This is a genomic window from Flagellimonas sp. 2504JD4-2 (assembly GCF_053642935.1).
Genome location: NZ_JBSIOV010000003.1, coordinates 514,917 through 531,002, shown reverse-complemented (window position 1 = coordinate 531,002; position 16,086 = coordinate 514,917). Strand labels below are relative to the sequence as shown.

The 16,086-nt window shown below is 40.0% G+C and carries 16 protein-coding genes; 14 read left to right on the top strand and 2 right to left on the bottom strand.

The window, feature by feature from the left end:
- A complete protein-coding gene (locus ACULLH_RS13705) occupies positions 1 to 1,257 on the top strand; it encodes an NAD(P)/FAD-dependent oxidoreductase (protein ID WP_454089322.1) in 1,257 nt (418 codons plus the stop codon).
- A 119-nt stretch (positions 1,258 to 1,376) separates the two neighbouring features.
- Complete coding sequence (locus ACULLH_RS13700; protein ID WP_454089321.1) at positions 1,377 to 2,252, top strand: hypothetical protein; 876 nt, start codon at positions 1,377 to 1,379, stop codon at positions 2,250 to 2,252.
- A gap of 1 nt (position 2,253) precedes the next feature.
- On the opposite strand, the gene ACULLH_RS13695 is transcribed toward ACULLH_RS13700, so the two are convergent.
- Both ACULLH_RS13695 and ACULLH_RS13690 read right to left on the bottom strand, forming a co-directional pair.
- Positions 2,254 to 2,649, bottom strand: coding sequence for a VOC family protein (locus ACULLH_RS13695; RefSeq protein WP_454089320.1), 396 nt, complete (start codon positions 2,647 to 2,649; stop codon positions 2,254 to 2,256).
- A gap of 4 nt (positions 2,650 to 2,653) precedes the next feature.
- Positions 2,654 to 3,289, bottom strand: coding sequence for an alpha/beta hydrolase (locus ACULLH_RS13690; protein ID WP_454089319.1), 636 nt, complete (start codon positions 3,287 to 3,289; stop codon positions 2,654 to 2,656).
- A gap of 72 nt (positions 3,290 to 3,361) precedes the next feature.
- On the opposite strand from ACULLH_RS13690, the gene ACULLH_RS13685 reads away from it, so the two are divergent.
- The 12 genes from ACULLH_RS13685 (at position 3,362) to ACULLH_RS13630 (ending at position 16,021) form a co-directional block, all read left to right on the top strand.
- Positions 3,362 to 3,781 (top strand): PaaI family thioesterase, encoded by a 420-nt coding sequence (locus tag ACULLH_RS13685; RefSeq protein WP_454089318.1) that lies wholly within the window; start codon positions 3,362 to 3,364, stop codon positions 3,779 to 3,781.
- Positions 3,765 to 4,826 carry an isochorismate synthase gene (locus ACULLH_RS13680; RefSeq protein WP_454089317.1) on the top strand — a complete coding sequence of 354 codons (1,062 nt, stop codon included), beginning with the start codon at positions 3,765 to 3,767 and terminating at the stop codon, positions 4,824 to 4,826. The genes ACULLH_RS13685 and ACULLH_RS13680 overlap by 17 nt, the downstream gene beginning before the upstream one ends.
- A 54-nt stretch (positions 4,827 to 4,880) precedes the next feature.
- Positions 4,881 to 6,617, top strand: coding sequence for a 2-succinyl-5-enolpyruvyl-6-hydroxy-3-cyclohexene-1-carboxylic-acid synthase (gene menD / locus ACULLH_RS13675; RefSeq protein WP_454089316.1), 1,737 nt, complete (start codon positions 4,881 to 4,883; stop codon positions 6,615 to 6,617).
- 32 nt (positions 6,618 to 6,649) lie between these two features.
- On the top strand, positions 6,650 to 6,991 hold the full coding sequence (locus ACULLH_RS13670) for a DUF2853 family protein (RefSeq protein WP_454089315.1): 342 nt from the start codon (positions 6,650 to 6,652) through the stop codon (positions 6,989 to 6,991).
- A 76-nt stretch (positions 6,992 to 7,067) separates the two neighbouring features.
- Positions 7,068 to 7,898 carry a CvfB family protein gene (locus tag ACULLH_RS13665; protein ID WP_454089314.1) on the top strand — a complete coding sequence of 277 codons (831 nt, stop codon included), beginning with the start codon at positions 7,068 to 7,070 and terminating at the stop codon, positions 7,896 to 7,898.
- 154 nt (positions 7,899 to 8,052) lie between these two features.
- Positions 8,053 to 8,652 carry an SPOR domain-containing protein gene (locus ACULLH_RS13660; RefSeq protein WP_454089313.1) on the top strand — a complete coding sequence of 200 codons (600 nt, stop codon included), beginning with the start codon at positions 8,053 to 8,055 and terminating at the stop codon, positions 8,650 to 8,652.
- A 2-nt stretch (positions 8,653 to 8,654) separates the two neighbouring features.
- Positions 8,655 to 9,563 (top strand): 1,4-dihydroxy-2-naphthoate octaprenyltransferase, encoded by a 909-nt coding sequence (menA, locus tag ACULLH_RS13655; protein WP_454089312.1) that lies wholly within the window; start codon positions 8,655 to 8,657, stop codon positions 9,561 to 9,563.
- Positions 9,564 to 9,595: 32 nt separating this feature from the next.
- The gene (locus tag ACULLH_RS13650; RefSeq protein WP_454089311.1) at positions 9,596 to 10,351 is read left to right on the top strand and encodes a LytR/AlgR family response regulator transcription factor; all 756 of its coding nucleotides are present in this window, start codon (positions 9,596 to 9,598) and stop codon (positions 10,349 to 10,351) included.
- A gap of 539 nt (positions 10,352 to 10,890) precedes the next feature.
- Positions 10,891 to 12,852 carry a sensor histidine kinase gene (locus ACULLH_RS13645; protein ID WP_454089310.1) on the top strand — a complete coding sequence of 654 codons (1,962 nt, stop codon included), beginning with the start codon at positions 10,891 to 10,893 and terminating at the stop codon, positions 12,850 to 12,852.
- A gap of 127 nt (positions 12,853 to 12,979) precedes the next feature.
- Positions 12,980 to 14,032, top strand: a complete 1,053-nt coding sequence (locus tag ACULLH_RS13640; protein WP_454089309.1) for an o-succinylbenzoate synthase — start codon at positions 12,980 to 12,982, stop codon at positions 14,030 to 14,032.
- A complete protein-coding gene (locus tag ACULLH_RS13635) occupies positions 14,023 to 14,961 on the top strand; it encodes a CPBP family intramembrane glutamic endopeptidase (protein WP_454089308.1) in 939 nt (312 codons plus the stop codon). The genes ACULLH_RS13640 and ACULLH_RS13635 overlap by 10 nt, the downstream gene beginning before the upstream one ends.
- A complete protein-coding gene (locus tag ACULLH_RS13630) occupies positions 14,936 to 16,021 on the top strand; it encodes an AMP-binding protein (protein WP_454089307.1) in 1,086 nt (361 codons plus the stop codon). Before ACULLH_RS13635 ends, ACULLH_RS13630 begins: the two co-directional genes overlap by 26 nt.
- Positions 16,022 to 16,086: the final 65 nt, after the last annotated feature.

Here is a 16,086-nt window from a genome sequence, read left to right as displayed (position 1 = left end):
ATGAGCACAAACAAAAATGTAGTCGTAGTTGGCGGCGGAATAATAGGGTTGTCAACCGCTTACTTTCTTCAAAAGGAAGGCCATAAGGTCACCGTATTGGATAAATCAGCAATGAATGGAGGGGCATCCTACGTCAATGCTGGTTACATTACTCCCAGTCATATTGTGTCGTTGGCGTCTCCAGGAATGATTTCCAAAGGAATTAAGTACATGTTCGATTCCGCCAGTCCATTTTATATGAAACCCAGATTCAACATGGATTTCATCAAATGGTCTTGGTATTTTAAAAAATCGTCCACCAAGGCCAAAGTGGAAAAAGCCATGCCGGTCATCAGGGATATTAATTTGTTGAGCCGAGAGCTTTACGAAGCCATAAAAGTTTCCGGTGAGCTGGGAGATTTTCATCTTGAAAAGAAAGGATTGCTCATGGTATACCAGACAGAAAAGGAAAGGGACCATGAACAATTTGTAGCAAAAAAAGCTGCAGAATTGGACCTAGAGGTTGGCCATTTAGACAAAGAAGGACTAAAAAAAGTAGAGCCGAACATTGAACTCAACGCCATGGGTGCGTTCCACTACGAATGTGACCGTCATACCACGCCCACCCAGTTTATGGAGCAGCTGATTGCCTATCTTATCAAGGAAGGGGTATCCATTCACAAAAACGAGGAGGTAGTGGATATTGGGTCAAAAGGAAATAAAATTTCTGAGGTTAAGACCAACAAAGGAAGTTATTCGGCCGACGAAGTAGTTTTTGCAGCTGGGTCTTGGACATCTCAACTCTCCAAGAAATTAAAGGTGAACCTTCCGTTGCAGGCAGGAAAGGGATATCGAATAAATGTTGAATCGCCCACCAACATATCAATGCCAGCCATATTGATGGAAGCGAAAATGGCTGTAACACCCATGAAAGGCTATACACGCTTTGCCGGAACCATGGAGTTTTCCGGAATCAATAACACCATCAGAAAAGAGAGGGTGGAAGCTATAGCCGCAGGAGCAGAACGGTATTATAAAGGGCTTAAAATTCCAGAAGCCGATAAGAACAATGCGCAATGTGGATTAAGGCCCGTTACTCCTGATGGACTTCCCTACATTGGGCGAGCCAAACAGTTCAATAATCTTACAATAGCTACCGGCCATGCCATGATGGGGTGGAGTTTAGGTCCGGCGACTGGAAAATTGGTTACGGAATTGATCTCGGATAAAAGACTATCCATGGATATAAACCCGTTTATGCCAGAGCGCAAATTTTAGATTGGCACATTTTATGTAGTTTCAAGATGGAATGTTTTCGTAATTGTTTCATTTAAGAGTAACTTTACCCTATGCTAAAAAACTACATCTGGTTTTTCTTTTTGTTCCTGAGTCTAAACATGTTTCCCCAAGAAATACAAATATTTAGGGTGAACGATTTTGACCTTCGAGGAAAGGTGAAATCATGTTTGGTTATCACTGATTATGGAAGAGAGCTTTTTGAGTTCAACGAAGAGGGCCTGCTTACCAAAACGGTTACCCAGTACAACGAAACAGATCAAGATATAACCTATTACAAGTATTCTGGAGGGGAGTTGTTGGAAAAACGGATGGAGAGCTATAAAAACAATGTTTTGGACGCAGCAACGTCCATGGCCAATTTCTACACGATAGATACTGTTCCGAATAAAAAGATTTCCGAAAAAATAATCTCTTATGACAAAGAGTTTTTAGAGCTTCAGGAGTACCTATTTGATGAAAACGACCGGTTGACAAAGATTACGACCTCCAATGCGGAGGGTGTGGACGAGACAGTTTTGGAATACACATCCTATAAAAGGGAAAGCACTGTAAGCCATATTGTTAACGAAATCCTAGAAAAATCTGTTCGAACCTCAGAAAAAAAGACATCCAAAGGTGTTCAGAAAGCAGTGTTGACCAAAGAATATATCGATGGAGAACCCAATGTGGCTTTTGAAGATGTTTTTGATGCTGAGGGGAAACTGATTTCCAAAGAAACCTTTAGTTACGATCTGACGAAGAAGAAATTTGTTGCTGACAAAAAGAAGTTCTGTTTGTACGATGCCGATGGAATGCTGGAAAAAGAGGTCACCAAAACTCCAAACGCTGAATCCACTAAGGAATACATCTTCCAGTTTGACAACAATGAGGAGAAAAATTGGATCAAGCAGATCATCACACCGGACAATAGTTACATAACACGGAGAATTACATACTATCCAAAAGAGCAGGTAGAAGAGGACCCCAACAAATAGGTTATCTCATTTGCAATAGATCCCAAAGGTTGCCATAAAGGTCTTCGAAAACCACCACCGTCCCATATGTTTCTTCCCGAGGTTGTTCCTTAAAAACAACTCCCTTGGATTTCATCGCTTCGTAATCTCCCCAGAAATCAGTGGTATGCAAAAAAAGAAATACCCTGCCTCCAGTTTGGTTTCCAATGGCCTCCCTCTCTTTGTCATTTTTAGCTTTGCCCAATAAAATATCGCAGCCAGATTCGTTTGGGCTAACCAATACCCATCTTTTTCCATCGCCCAAATCAATATCCGCTTTTAACTTGAAACCCAACTTTTGGGTGTAAAATTCAATGGCTTCGTCATAATCCCTGACCACCAAGGTCACATGCATCACTTGTCTATCGCTGGTTTTCATAGATTCAAACGAGATTTTGTATGATTTCAGGTTTTAGTTCATGTCCGCCTTCAAAGGGGATCACCTCTAGGTTATCATCAAATAACAACTTCATCTTTTTCTCCTCCATGAGCAATCTGTCGCCCTGTAGGTATTCATCCAAATTGCCATAGATAACCTTTATTTTCAAAGTGTCCCAATCAACAAAATCAAGATGTTCTTTTTTGAGTTCGTTGGGAATTCCGCCAGCATAAAGAATCAAATGGCCGCACTTGATTTTTCTTTTAACCATCCAACGCAATGCAATGGAAACTCCTTGGGAGAATCCAAAGATGATCAAATTACAATCTGAGGGTATCTGCTCTGCTTCGAAAACTGCATCCACATAGCTGAGCACATTTGCGGTTTCTGAAACCGTATTTTCCTTGGTAAGCCAACTGGCACCCACGTATTTAAACTCATCTTTTAAGTAATATTTGGAGGGTGCTTGGGGGCCTATGATATAATTTTCATCGGGATCAAGTTTTTGAAAGTGTTTGATGAAAAAACGGCTTAAAAAACCCATCCCATGAAACACAATCCAGACATTCTTCGTTTTTTTGGTGAGGGCATTTAAGGTGTGGTAGGTATTTGTTGTTGAATAAGTGACGGTTTTTTCCATTGAATTCAGTTTGTCTTGGGAACGAAATCAAATATTGCAATAGCTTTGTGTAATTTTACGAAAAATAGATAGATGAGCGAGGATAAAGAGAAAATTCTATCCATATGTAATGCAATTTCCAAGAGGACGCTAATGGAGACTTTGGATATCACATATACCGATGCGGGAAAAGATTTTTTGGTGGCCCGAATGCCGGTAACTCCCAAGGTACACCAACCAGATGGTGTCTTGCACGGGGGAGCAACGGTGGCCTTGGCCGAAAGCGTTGGTAGTGCCGCAGCCCATATTTTTTTGGATACCAAAAAATTTGCAGTTAGGGGGATTGAAATTGCGGCCAACCATGTCAAGGGAATTCGTGAAGGTTATGTTTATGCCAAGGCAACCATACTGCACAAGGGGCGCACCACCCAACTTTGGGAAATAAAAATCACCAACGAAGAGGGTAACCTAATTTCCAACTGTAAACTCACCACCATTGCCCTTCCAAAATAATAAAGCGTTTGCCCAACTTTTGACCGAGACTGGTCTTAGTATCGAAAATAATCAGCCATTTGTGCTCTACAGAAAACCCAAAGAGCAGGAAGTGATTGGTATCTTCCAATCCAACGATGGGCTGAATTTAGCCATTGATTTCACGGAAAGTGGATTTGTTTTTGCTCCCTTTGATGACAATCAGGATGCTGTGCTGATTCGACCTGACAAGATGATCACTTCAAATTTTGAGGTGGAGGCAGCACGGAATTCTTCAAGCATTGAGATGTCCAACGAAGGAAAGGAAACACATCTGAAGTTGGTTGAAGCCGGGATCGGCGAAATCAAAAAAGGAAACTTGGAAAAAGTAGTCCTAGCTCGGAGAATTGAAGTCACGCATTCCAAAAACCCGGATGAAATGTTCACAGATCTTCTAAGGAGTTACCCTAACGCTTTTTGTTATTGGTTTTTTCACCCTAAAGTTGGTATGTGGTGTGGTGGCACTCCAGAAACCTTGGTGAAAATCAAAGGAAACGAGTTAAGAACCATGTCACTGGCCGCCACATTGCCCATTGACGGATCGAATCCACCAAATTGGGGAACTAAGGAAATCGAGGAGCAGCGAATGGTTTCTGACTATATCCAAAAACGACTGGCCGATAAAATGGATACTTTGGAAATTGGCCAAGCGGAATCCATCAAAGCTGGGAAACTCTGGCATCTAAAATCAGAAATAAAAGGATTAATCCTTACCGGAACCAACTTAAAGGAAATCGTTGCCGCCTTGCATCCGACTCCGGCAGTATGTGGAATACCTGTTGAATCCGCCAAAGCTTTCATTGCAAAAAATGAAAACTATGAACGTACTTTTTATACTGGGTTTTTAGGAGAATTAAATCTTGACAGCGGGCGAGAAATAGCACTTTATGTGAACCTGCGATGTATGGAATTAAAGGATCAAAGCGCTGCGATTTTTGTGGGCGGGGGGATCACTATTGCCTCGGACCCGGAAAAGGAATGGATTGAGACCCAGAACAAAAGCCGGACCATGCTCAACATTCTCTAACTTCCTTCGTCCGATTTTGGGCAAATATACTTTTGGAACGTATTTTTGTATGCAATGACGTATTCCAACATTCCCTCTGCACAGACATTAGTTCTTTATTTCAAAACTAGGGGGATTCAGAACATAGTGATTTCGCCAGGTTCGAGAAATGCTCCTTTGACTTTAAGCTTTACAAAGAATCCCTATTTCAATTGTTTTAGTATTGTTGATGAAAGAAGTGCTGGCTTTTTCGCGTTGGGTATGGCCCAGCAATTACGCGAACCGGTGGCTGTTGTTTGCACCTCGGGCAGTGCCTTGTTGAATTACTATCCAGCCGTCGCTGAGGCATTTTACAGTGATATTCCGTTGGTGGTGGTTTCCGCAGATAGACCTAGCTATAAGATAGATGTAGGGGATGGGCAGACCATTAGGCAAAAAAATGTTTTTGAAAAACACATTGCCTACAATGCCAGTTTAGAACAGGACGTTTCACATGCTGGGGATACTATTGCTGAGTTTGCTCCGGACTATTTGGCCAAATCACAAGATGAAATCCAAAGACGCAATGAAAGAGAAATTGATAGAGCTTTACATACAGCAATTGCGAATCGAGCGCCTGTTCATATCAATATTCCTTTTGAAGAGCCACTGTATGGCATAACAACGGCTTCCGAAATAGAAGCCCCTCAATCTCCGGAGAATGTTGATCAGGAAGTTAATGGGATAGATTGGGAAAAAATCAAAACTGTTTGGAACAGCAGCAAACGGAAAATGGTCTTGGTAGGGGTAAATCACCCGAATACCATTGATGATAAAACCTTGGAACAACTCGCAGCGGATGAAAGTGTTTTGGTATTTACGGAAACTACCTCAAACGTACATCACCCCAATTTTTTTCCTAGCATTGACAGTATTGTAGCGCCCATTGAAAAATCAGAAAATAAGGCAGCACTTTTTAGCGAATTGCAACCAGATGTTTTGGTAACTTTTGGGGGGTTGATCGTATCCAAAAAAATAAAGGCCTTTCTTCGAAAATATAAACCCAAGACTCATTGGCATGTTGATCAGAAGAAGGCGTATGATACATTTTTCGGTTTATCAGACCATATCAAAGTAGACCCAAATATGTTTTTTGAAAACATTCACGATTCTACCAGTACTAAAAGCGAATATCGCGAGCATTGGAGTAGAGTAAAGAACAGATACGAAGAAAAGCGTCAAGAATATTTAGAACAAATACCCTTTTCAGACTTCAAGGCGTTTGATTGTTTGCAAAGAAGCATTCCGAATGCGTACCAAGTACATTTGGCGAATAGCTCGACGGTACGTTATACACAACTGTTTGCAATGCATTCCTCATTGGAAGTGTTTTGTAATCGGGGAACCAGTGGTATTGATGGCAGTACCTCAACAGCGGTAGGGGGCTCCGTCCACAATACAAAGCCAACGCTTTTGATAACCGGCGACCTTAGTTTTTTCTATGACAGTAATGGACTCTGGAATGACTACATCCGTTCTGATTTTCGCATAGTTCTCATTAACAATTCTGGTGGCGGAATCTTCCGGATATTGCCAGGAAAGGAGGATTCAAAGGAGTTTTCGACCTTTTTTGAAACAAACCATGAGCTTAATGCCGAGCATTTGTCGAAGATGTTTGGATTTCAATACATAAGTGTTGAAAATGAAACCAGTCTCAAGGAGGAATTGGTGGACTTCTACGATGCTTCAGAACGTCCAAAAATCATGGAGGTATTCACTCCGAGATTGGAAAATGACAGGATTTTGCTTGAGTATTTTGATTTTATATCTTAGGTCGATTTTTAGACTAAATAACCAAAAACACCATGAGTAAAAGAGACGATTTGATTAAAAAATATGCAATCGACATCCAGGATAAATTTGGCGAAACCCCAAATATGGATTTATTGACCAAGGTTACCGTAGGATTGGGCCCATCCATTTATAATTTGGATTCCTCGCGGGTTTCCGGCTCCAGCGAGAAAGAATTGGACACGGTTAAAAACAATTTTTTGATAGGGAAATTGGGTTTATCTGATGGACCTGAATTGTTGGATACCATAAACGGCGTCATTGATACTTATGGAAGATCGGATAAAAACAAGTATAGAGCCGTAATTTATTATATGTTGACCAAACATTTTGGCAAGGAATCCGTATACAATTAACATACTACCCAGCTTAAATGGAGCCACCCTTAGGTGGCTTTTTTTATACCCATAATTTCCATCTACCTTTGCGCCTATGATAGAATTGGGAAACTATAATACTTTAAAGGTCTTGCGTAGCACAAGTGTCGGACTATTTCTTGGGGATGATGAAGGAACTGAAATTCTTTTGCCCAACAAATATGTACCTCATGATTTTCAAATTGACGCAGATCTTGAGGTCTTCTGTTACCTCGATAATAACGAAAGACCAGTTGCCACAACTTTAAAACCGCATGTGGTTCGTCATGGTTTTGCGTTTCTTGAAGTTGTTGAGGTGAGTTCGTTTGGAGCCTTTGTGGATTGGGGATTGGAAAAGCATTTATTGGTTCCCTTTAGGGAACAGACCAAGCGAATGGAAGCTGGCAAAAAATATGTGATCCATTGTTATTTGGATGAGGAAAGCTTCAGATTGACCGGCTCCAATAGAATTGACAAATTTTTGTCCAACACAGAGCTGACATGCAAGCCCAATGAAGAAGTAAATCTTTTGGTATGCCGAAGAACACCTTTAGGATGGGAAGTGATCATAAACAACAAGCATAAGGGGCTAGTGTTTGAAACGGATGTTTTTAAACCGATAGCGATAGGGGATAAGCTTACCGGGTATATCAAAAATGTTAGACCGGATAATAAAGTCGATGTGGCCTTACAACCCATTGGAGCCAAAATGTTGGAACCTACGGCGCGAATGGTTTTTGACAAGCTTCAGCAGAACAATGGTTTTTTGCCATTACATGATAAATCCTCTCCTGACCTAATCAAATCGCAACTCCACTTAAGCAAGAAATCCTTCAAAAAAGCAATCGGGATTCTGTACAAAGAGCGAAAAATAACCATCGAGGACGACGGAATTCACTTGGTATAAAGGATGCGAGCTATTATAAAGTAGCTTTTCAACAGTTTATTTTCTATGGTTTCGTTTTTTTCTTTTCACAAAAATTTTACATTTGTAAGTACGAGATTAACTTATTGACAATTATACTATTAGCATGGTGTAAGAAATTAAAAACTAGCCTAATATGCCCTTTATCGAAGAAAGTGATTTGCTGGACCTGCACAAGGATATCGACAAGGCCCAGATAATCAACGAAAGACTTTTAGACCAAATAAAATATAAGAACAAGGATCTGCGAAAAATCAGACTTCAACGAAATGTACTTTTGGGGATTACCATTCTCTTCGTTGTTGGAACCTTGGCTATCACTTCGTTTACCGCAGGTTTAAGTAGTAAGAACTCCTTCGAGAGCCAGAGCAATCTTTTGGTTTCCATCGATAGTTTGGATGCTATCAAGACTCGGATTGACAATCTTAAATCCCAGAACGAGGAGCTGAGTCTGGTACGTGAATTTTATTTGGCAAAGGCATTTTTAGATAAGGAAACCATCTATTCCGTACAGGTGAAATCCTTTGTTGATAATAATGTGACTCTCGCTTCTGAAGCGCTTACCAATACGCTTTTTGTGAAGACCAATCCTTTTTATGCATACTCCCTTGGAAATTTTGAAACCTTGGATGAGGCACAATCCTTTAGAAAACAATTGGTGAACATGGGCTTCAAAGATGCTTTTGTAGCTTCTTACCAAGATGGAAAAAGGGTAAAAATTGAAGACCCCTATTAATCTTGGGTAACTTTAAGGCTTGGGTACAGGCCGCACGACTCCGTACTTTACCTTTATCATTATCAGGAATCATTGTAGGTACCGCTTTGGCGGGAATGGAAGATTTCTTTGACCTTACCATCTTTTTACTGGCGTTGTTGACCACGGTCGCTTTTCAAATTACATCAAACTTTGCCAATGATTATGGTGATGGTGTAAAAGGAACGGATAATGAGGACCGGATTGGACCTGCCAGGGCATTACAAAGCGGATTGCTTTCGAGATCGGCTTTGAAACGCGGTGTAATCGTTTCGGTCATTGTCAGTTTACTTTTGGCGCTGCTATTGATTTATGTTTCCTTCGGGATTGAAAATCTTAGGCTTATTCTTCTTTTTGTGGTTTTGGGCATTCTTAGTGTCTGGGCAGCCATTCGATACACTATGGGGTCAAATCCTTATGGATATAAAGGCCTGGGAGATGTCTTTGTTTTTCTTTTCTTCGGTCTGCTGGGGGTCTTGGGCAGTATGTTCTTGTTCACCAAAAGTTTGGACTGGACTTCCTTTTTGCCTGCAACAGCCATTGGATTATTATGTGTAGGTGTTTTAAATCTCAACAATTTAAGGGATGTGCTTTCAGACGAAAAGCATGGAAAAATTACAATGGTGGTTAAAATGGGATTCGACAATGGTAAGCGATATCATTTCTTTTTGATAACCGCGGCCTTTGCTTGCTTACTTTGCTTCACTTGGATCAAAAATATTCCAATACAGAACACATTTTATCTATTCGCCTTTATACCGATTTTTATCCATTTAAAAAGAGTTATGGGCACAAAAGAACCCGTAAAATTGGATGGAGAACTCAAAAAATTGGCGTTGAGCACCTTTCTATTGTCCATAATGTTCTTCTTGGCAGTTAAGATTTTTTTGTAATTTTGAGGTTAACCCACTAAACATTAATCGACTTGGAACACCCTATTAAGATTCTAATTGTAGAGGATAATGTAATAATTGCAGATGACATGCAATCGATGCTTGAGGAAATTGGGTATGAGATTGTGGACAATGTAATAGTTTACGAGCAGGCCGTAGAAGTACTCAAGAACAATCATGTTGACTTAGTGTTGATTGATATTATTCTAGCTTCCGACAAAACAGGTATAGATCTTGGAAAACATATTAGGGATGTATATAACATTCCGTTCATATTTGTGACCTCAAACTCTGACAGAGCAACAGTTGAAAATGCTAAGACCGTAAAACCAGATGGTTATTTGGTTAAGCCTTTCGAACAGCAAGACCTATATACTTCCATTGAAATTGCCTTGTCCAATTTCAATTATGCACGAAAAGAGAAGACCAAAGAGATAGCAGGGAATGAAGGCGACGCCTTTACGTCCAATTCTGTTTTGAAAGATTCAATTTTCGTTAAGAAACAACATTTGTATTATCGCATCCAATTTGGAGACATACAGTTTATCAAAGCGGATAATGTATACCTGGAGGTGAATACTGTGGATAAGAAGTTCTTGGTACGTTCACCATTAAAGGATTATTTGGAGAAACTGCCAAAGAACAAGTTTTACCGCGCTCATAAGTCTTACATTGTAAATGTGGACCATATTGATGCGATAAACTCCAAGGATATTATGATCAACAATAATCTAATCCCTATTTCCAAAGATTTCAAGGAATTTATTATATCATCCATGAATAGCTAAAGGATAGGAAATACATGATATTTGAAGTGCCCTTTTTTAGGGCACTTTTTTTTGTTACAAATACATTTAAATCAATGACCACAACTTTTGAGGAGTTCACAACAATAGTTTTCATTACTTGGTCCATGCCTATACTTTAGCAGTGTTATTAGTTCAGAAAAGTAATTTTTTCATTTTCATATAGTGTTCTCGTAAAAGGGTCTTGTTCGAAAGGATAAGGCCTTTTTTGATTGAAATAAGTTTTTGTATTCCATGAAATGCACAAAACATCGACAAAGTGGTTTTTTGCATACGGTCAAACACGTTTCACAACAGAAATTGACACTTTCACAACAATAGTGAACAAGTCAGTTATCAAGCTTTTAATTTTGTAGGTAAACCTACGTTCTAATAATAGAATGGTCACTTAAAAACTTGCCAGGTATTTCGTGTTTGGCATTGGGGCATTCAAACCGAAAATAGGTTCATTTTAAATAAAAATGACACAATAAATTGTAACAAGTAGTTCAACTTTTGCTGCAGATACCTTTGGTAAATTCATGCTAGACTATTTTAGAAAAATAACCCCGATATTCTTCCTCGCTTTTCTATTGGGAGCTTCCGCCCAATCCGAGAAAAATGATGAAATCAGTGCATTAAGGGAATTCCAGGCCGAGAATGGCTCCGCGAACCGATTCGATAGCTTTTTTGGCTCGGTCAATCGCTACAATGTCCATTCCGCATACGATTGGTTGGATACGATAAAAATCTACTTGTCCAATGCACAAAAAACCAACGATACCATTGCTTCCTATTTATATATGGTAATGCAAACACAGGTTTATAACGATTTGGGGGAGTACGATAAAAGTACGGCCTTGGCCAAGGAGCTTTATGCTTTAAAGGATACGTTGGACCCGGATTCCAGAAAAATCGTTCTTGATGTGTTGGATGATAATTATGCAAATCTCCAACTTTATGACAAGCAAATTGAGGTGCGAAAAGAAAAACGAGAACTTGGGTTTACCGATAACGTAGCTTTTTATGATATCTATAGCAATCTTGGATTGCACCGAAAGGCCAGAAACCAGTACATAATGGAGGTTAAGCCGACCATTGCCGATAACGATTCATACGGATTGGCAAAATACCATAACAAGGTCGGGAATTACCTAAGACTGGATAATTCAGCTCCCACAGCGGTAAGCGAACTTAAAAAAGCTAAGGCCTATCTCGATGTTTTTATTAACGATATTTCCGCACAGAAAACGGAGGAACAACTCTTCGAGAGCGATTTGTTGAAAGCTGAAATTGAGGGTAACATTGGTAAATGCCAAGTACTTTTAGGTGAATACGAAGAAGCAATACCATTGCTCGAAAGTAGTATCGAAGCATTGTCATCTGCCCCGGACACCCACTATAGAAATGAAGTTATAGAAAACACCTTAAATCTTGCCGATGCCAATTTACAACTGGAAAAGTATTTGGCTGCCAAGAGGAGTTTGGACATGGGCTTTGAAAACATCAACATGCTCCAAAACATCAAGCGTAATAGCTTGTTGGCTGCTTACTATGACAAGGTTGAAAACTATAGAAATGCCGCCACATACTACAAGCGCAATGAGAGAATCAAGGATTCTTTGGCCCAAAAACAATCTTCAATTATCAAACAACAACTGGTAACCATTGTTGCTAACGAAGATTTGGAAAACTCCCAGCGTTTGATTGATGAGCAAAAGAGAATCAATGAACTGGCCCGAAGTGAAATGAAGGCCAAAGATGAACGCATCAACTTGGTGTTTATATCATTGATTTTTACACTTCTTGGCTTTGCTGGCTTGGTATATGCATACTTGAAAAGTATCAAGAATCAACGTTTGATTGCGGAACAAAAACATATTATAGAAAATGCTTTGGTGGAGAAGGATTCGTTGTTGAAGGAAATCCACCATAGAGTAAAGAACAACCTCCAAATGGTGTCAAGTTTGTTGAGCTTACAGACCAAAAACACACGGAGCAAGTCGGCCATTGAAGCACTGGAAGAAGGAAAGAGTAGGGTAAAGGCTATGGCATTGATCCATCAAAAACTTTACCAAAACGATGATCTATCCGTCATTGAAATGCAGGGGTACATCGAAAGCTTGATCAATAGCGTTCAATCCGTATACAAGAAAGGAGGACATAATATTAGCATTACCATTGATGCCGAAGGAACCGAATTGGATATCGACCGAGCCATCCCATTTGGATTGATTTTGAACGAGCTTGTGTCCAACTCTTTCAAATATGCCTTCCCAGAGAATGATGAAAATGGAAAAATCTATATCCATCTCAGAAAAAATGGTGAGCAAGGCTATTTTGAATATACAGATAATGGTGTGGGCCTTCCGGAAGATACCGAAGAACGGACACATTCATCTATGGGTATTCGCTTAATGAACAGGTTAGTGAACCAGCTACAATCCAAACTCAACATCGATAAGGCGGATGAAGGGGTTCGATTCTGGTTTAACTTTAGTTAAGTAATAGTAGCTACAATTCAAGGATTCCATATTGTAATCCCACGCTTGCCTGCAATTGGCTTTGTTGCACGGTCTAGGAATTTTCAACTTTTTTAGATTTAAAATATGACTAAATTTGGGCAACCGCATGAAGGCTGTCTACAAAAAGTATATTCTTGATTTTAAAATTCCCAGTGGAACATCCAGAGGGATAATGACCCATAAGGAAACTTGGTTCCTCATCCTTGACAATGATGGCAAACTTGGTATTGGAGAATGTGGAATTCTTCGAGGACTGAGTATTGATGATGTACCGGACTACGAACAAAAACTTGTATGGGTTTGTGATAACATTCACTTGGGAGAAGAGCAATTGTATGCCCAACTCGCAGAATTCCCCTCGATTCAATTTGGTTTGGAACAAGCTATTCTATCCCTTCAAGCTGAAACACCTTTTCATTTATTTCCTTCGGAATTCACAAAGAGTGAAGCCCCAATTTCAATTAACGGCCTGATTTGGATGGGTGACGAGGCTTTTATGCTTTCCCAATTGGAACAAAAGCTTGAGCAAGGCTTTGGATGCATTAAAATGAAAATTGGTGCTATCGATTTTCAAAAGGAACTTGATATTTTGCAATCCATCCGCAAGAACTTTACAGTAGATGAAATTGAACTCCGGGTCGATGCCAATGGGGCGTTTTCACCAACAGAGGCTCTGGACAAACTAAATAGGCTTTCTGCCTACGAAATCCATTCAATTGAACAACCCATAAAGCCTAAAAATTGGGAAAGAATGGCCGAACTGTGTGAGGATAGCCCTTTACCCATCGCATTGGATGAAGAATTAATCGGCATTTTTGATGTAACGGAAAAGCAACAATTGCTACAAACCATACAGCCTCAGTATATCATTTTAAAACCAAGTTTGGTTGGTGGTTTTAAAGGCTCCACCGAATGGATAGATTTGGCCGGGCAAAAACAAATAGGATGGTGGGTCACCAGTGCATTGGAAAGTAACGTGGGACTTAATGCAATTGCACAGTGGACATTTGCGAAGAATACCTCCTTGCCCCAAGGTTTGGGAACAGGAAGCTTGTATACCAATAATTTTGACTGCCCTTTGGAAGTTGCAAACGGAAAATTGTATTATAGGGGCGCAAAAGAATGGAAAACTAATCTAATAGAAGATTTATGTATATAGAACAAGGATATAAAGGGAATATTGGACTTTGGAAGTACTTTGTAATCCCTGTGCTGTTTATTGGCTTTATGGCGTTGAATTATATAGCTACGGTTACTTCTCCCGTAAGTGTGGAAGATGCCATGCAGCAAATGATTGACCAATTGGGCTCCAATGTAGTTTTGATTATTCTTTTGGCACCATTGGCGGCAGGCTTGTTTTTTGTTTTGGGCTGGACTTATTTGGTACACGGGCAATCCATCACCTCTTTGACCACTTCGCGCAAAAAAATAGATTGGAAGCGAATATTCTATGCGTTCGCACTTTGGGGTGGAGTTACAATTCTGTTGACTGCTATAGACATTTATTTTTCCCCGGACGACTACGTATTTAATTTGGATTGGTCCAAGTTCATTCCCATGGCAATAATAGCTATTATCCTCGTTCCTTTGCAAACGAGTTTTGAGGAGTATTTGTTTCGTGGGCATATGATGCAGGGACTTGGCATTCTGGCTAAAAACCGTTGGGTGCCTTTAGTGGTCACTTCGGTGTTGTTTGGAGTGATGCATATTGCCAACCCTGAAGTGGAAAAACTGGGAATGGGTATTATGATTTATTATATAGGAACCGGCTTTTTCTTGGGTATCATGACGTTAATGGACGAAGGCCTGGAACTTGCCCTAGGCTTCCATGCCGCAAATAACCTAATTACGGCACTTTTGGTAACCGCTGACTGGACAGCTTTTCAGACCCATTCCATTTATAAAGATATTTCCGAACCGGCTCTAGGGCTGGATGTATTAATCCCTGTACTGGTGGTCTTCCCAATCTTATTAATTGTATTTGGCAAAAAGTATGGTTGGACAAACTGGAACCAAAAATTATTTGGAAAAGTATTGACCAAGGAAGAATTCGTGACGCGAAATGATGCAGAATCAAACATGGCGTAAGGTTCACCCTGATTTTAAACTAAATGGAGTCCATTATAAGTTTGATGAGCTTCAAGAGGTGGGATGCAGCCTTGTTAAGGAGGGGTCGGATTACGAAATACCTATGGGCGAGTTCTTGTTGGATTGGTCCACAGATAAGTCCGCTGCAGAAGTTTATACCTCTGGTTCCACAGGGAAACCCAAGAAAATCGAACTAAAAAAGTTGCATATGGTAAATTCGGCCATAGCTACGGGGAAACACTTTGGACTTTCTCCAAAAAACACAGCTTTACTTTGTTTACCGACCTATGGAATAGCTGGAAAAATGATGTTGGTCAGAGCTATGGTCTTGGGCTTAAATTTAAGGTCTTTAGCCCCTTCCTCAACGCCATTATTAGGTATTGAAAACAACTTTGATTTCGCGGCTATGGTGCCCATGCAGGTAGAAAACTCCATTGCACAACTATCACAAATAAGTACATTGCTTATAGGGGGAGCGCCTGTTTCCACATCTTTGGGAGAAGCCTTGAAAGATACACCTACTGATGTTTATGAAACCTATGGAATGACCGAGACCATTACCCATATAGCAGTAAAAAAGTTGAACAATGTCAGTTCGAGCGTAGTCGAGAACAGCTTTAAAACACTTCCTGACATCTCCATTTCGACAGATGACAGGGATTGTTTGGTGATTACAGCTCCAAATATTTCGGATCAAGAAGTTATTACCAATGATGTGGTTCAGATAACGGGCGAAACTACTTTTGAATGGTTGGGCAGATATGATTCCATTATAAACTCTGGTGGAATTAAACTAATTCCAGAACAAATAGAAAAAAAACTGTCCCCCATTATTGATGGTCGTTTTTTTGTTGCCGGTATTCCTGATAAATCCCTAGGACAGAAATTGATATTGGTGGTTGAATCCTCTAACATTTCCAGAGAAGAGCTCCTGAAACAAGTAGGAACAATAAAGGACTTTGGTAAATATGAGATCCCAAAGGAGATATTTCAAATTGACGCCTTTGTTGAAACCGAGAGTGGAAAAATCCATCGGTCACAAACCATAAAACTTCTATAACGTTAGCTTTACTCATTAAAAACACTTGTTCCCTAATTGGTTGTTTTTATTTTTTTAATGTCCAT

Excerpts from the sequence above, each read along its gene's own strand:
- menD (WP_454089316.1), top strand. The coding sequence starts at position 4,881 with ATGACGTATTCCAACATTCCCTCTGCACAGACATTAGTTCTTTATTTC.
- ACULLH_RS13690 (WP_454089319.1), bottom strand. The coding sequence starts at position 3,289 with ATGGAAAAAACCGTCACTTATTCAACAACAAATACCTACCACACCTTA.
- ACULLH_RS13635 (WP_454089308.1), top strand. The coding sequence starts at position 14,023 with ATGTATATAGAACAAGGATATAAAGGGAATATTGGACTTTGGAAGTAC.
- ACULLH_RS13705 (WP_454089322.1), top strand. The coding sequence starts at position 1 with ATGAGCACAAACAAAAATGTAGTCGTAGTTGGCGGCGGAATAATAGGG.
- ACULLH_RS13660 (WP_454089313.1), top strand. The coding sequence starts at position 8,053 with ATGCCCTTTATCGAAGAAAGTGATTTGCTGGACCTGCACAAGGATATC.
- ACULLH_RS13700 (WP_454089321.1), top strand. The coding sequence starts at position 1,377 with ATGTTTCCCCAAGAAATACAAATATTTAGGGTGAACGATTTTGACCTT.
- ACULLH_RS13685 (WP_454089318.1), top strand. The coding sequence starts at position 3,362 with ATGAGCGAGGATAAAGAGAAAATTCTATCCATATGTAATGCAATTTCC.
- ACULLH_RS13665 (WP_454089314.1), top strand. The coding sequence starts at position 7,068 with ATGATAGAATTGGGAAACTATAATACTTTAAAGGTCTTGCGTAGCACA.
- ACULLH_RS13630 (WP_454089307.1), top strand. The coding sequence starts at position 14,936 with ATGATGCAGAATCAAACATGGCGTAAGGTTCACCCTGATTTTAAACTA.
- ACULLH_RS13695 (WP_454089320.1), bottom strand. The coding sequence starts at position 2,649 with ATGAAAACCAGCGATAGACAAGTGATGCATGTGACCTTGGTGGTCAGG.
- ACULLH_RS13640 (WP_454089309.1), top strand. The coding sequence starts at position 12,980 with ATGAAGGCTGTCTACAAAAAGTATATTCTTGATTTTAAAATTCCCAGT.
- ACULLH_RS13645 (WP_454089310.1), top strand. The coding sequence starts at position 10,891 with ATGCTAGACTATTTTAGAAAAATAACCCCGATATTCTTCCTCGCTTTT.
- ACULLH_RS13670 (WP_454089315.1), top strand. The coding sequence starts at position 6,650 with ATGAGTAAAAGAGACGATTTGATTAAAAAATATGCAATCGACATCCAG.